Origin of the sequence: Kitasatospora sp. NPDC056783 (assembly GCF_042789895.1) — a bacterium.
GTDB lineage: Bacteria > Actinomycetota > Actinomycetes > Streptomycetales > Streptomycetaceae > Kitasatospora.
Genome location: NZ_JBHUAF010000698.1, coordinates 1 through 1,521, shown reverse-complemented (window position 1 = coordinate 1,521; position 1,521 = coordinate 1). Strand labels below are relative to the sequence as shown.

2 protein-coding genes are annotated in these 1,521 nt (G+C 71.0%); one reads left to right on the top strand and one right to left on the bottom strand.

Going from position 1 to position 1,521, the window contains the following annotated elements; all coding sequences use genetic code 11:
• Positions 1-34 precede the first annotated feature (34 nt).
• Positions 35-1,105 (bottom strand): IS630 family transposase, encoded by a 1,071-nt coding sequence (locus ACFRMQ_RS40685; protein ID WP_380735962.1) that lies wholly within the window; start codon positions 1,103-1,105, stop codon positions 35-37.
• Between the two features lie 49 nt (positions 1,106-1,154).
• On the opposite strand from ACFRMQ_RS40685, the gene ACFRMQ_RS40680 reads away from it, so the two are divergent.
• Positions 1,155-1,484 (top strand): hypothetical protein, encoded by a 330-nt coding sequence (locus ACFRMQ_RS40680; RefSeq protein WP_380735961.1) that lies wholly within the window; start codon positions 1,155-1,157, stop codon positions 1,482-1,484.
• Positions 1,485-1,521 lie beyond the last annotated feature (37 nt).

Here is a 1,521-nt window from a genome sequence, read left to right as displayed (position 1 = left end):
TGCTGCCCTGCAGAAGTTCGTGGAGGGGTGTTGATCAGGCTGCCTTGAGCGGGGTGCCTTCGTAGGTCCAGCGGTAGGGCTTCGCGGTCTCGTTGTGCGCGATCGCGTATGCCTCCAGCTTGTCGATCAGGTCGTCGCGGCTGGCGAAGTCGCCGTGTCGCAGGACCCGGCGGGTCAGGGCGGAGAAGAACAACTCGACCTGGTTGAGCCAGGAGGCGTGCGGCGGGGTCCAGCGGACGTGCCAGCGCGGGTGCGCGGCCAGCCAGGTCCTGGTGTGCCTGGCCGTGTGCGAGGAGCCGTTGTCGAGCACGGCGTGGATCTCCTTGCCAGGGGCGATCGCCCGGTCGAGCTGTTCCAGGAACGCGGTGAAGGTCGCCGCGTCGTTGCGGCGGATGACCTCGGTGAGTACCTCGCCGGTGCGGACGTCCAGGGCGGCCACCAGGGAGGCGGTGCCGTGGCGCCGGTACTCGAACTCCCGCCGCCCGGGCTCGCCCGGACGGGCCGGACGCCCGGGATGGCGGCGCGAGCGGGCGGCGATCGCGGTCTTCTCGTCGATGGAGAGGACCACCGCGCCCTCGGGCGGGTCCAGGTAGAGGGCACACACATCGGCGGCCCGCCGCCAGAAGTCGGGGGTGTCCCGGCGGGTGAGCCAGCCACGGACCTTGTGCGGCTTGAGATCCAGATCCGCCAGGATCCGCCCGACCTGGGAGGCGGAGACCGGCGCGAAGCACGTGCCGGCCACCCGCTGGGCGATGGCCCGGTGCGACCAGGTCGCCTCCGGATGCGGCGGCACGCTGGTCGCCGTGGCCACGATCGCCACCCGCACCTCGGGCCCGTACGATCTCGGCCGTCCCGACCGCCGGGCATCGCGCAGGCCCTCCACGCCCCGGGCCGCGAACCGCCCGCGCCACTTGCGCACCGTGTTCACGCTGACGTCCAGCTCCCGGGCGATGGCGCCGTTGGCGAGCCCGTCCGCCGCCGCGAGCACGATCTCGGCCCGCAACACCGCCCGCACCTCGGACTTCGCCGAAGCCACCGTCCGCACCAGCCCCTCACGGGCTTTCGCCTCCAACACCACCGCGACCGCCCCCTGCCCACCCGTCACGACAGCCGATCATGGCGGATCGGCCACCGCACCCGGCAGGATGGGGCCCGTGCCGAAGAACCCGCCGGAATCGATGCAGCACCACCTGCGCCAGCGCCTGAACCACCACGCCCGCGAACGCTGGCCGCACGTGAACGCCATCACGGTCCGCTTCCGTGCAGGATTCGCCTATGTAGCAGCCGAATTGCCCGGCGAAAACAGCCTTCCCCTGTGCCGTCTCCGCTTCACCGGCGTGCTGCACACCTGGGGCTTCGCCCTCTACCTCGCCAGCAGCGACAGCTACAAGGACAACATCCTGCCCAGCGGACTGTCCGCCGGCTCCCCGGAGGAAGCCCTCGACTGCGCAGGTGACCTCTACCTCAGCGGATCGGTCATCTGATCAACACCCCTCAACGAACTTCTGCGGGGCAGCACTA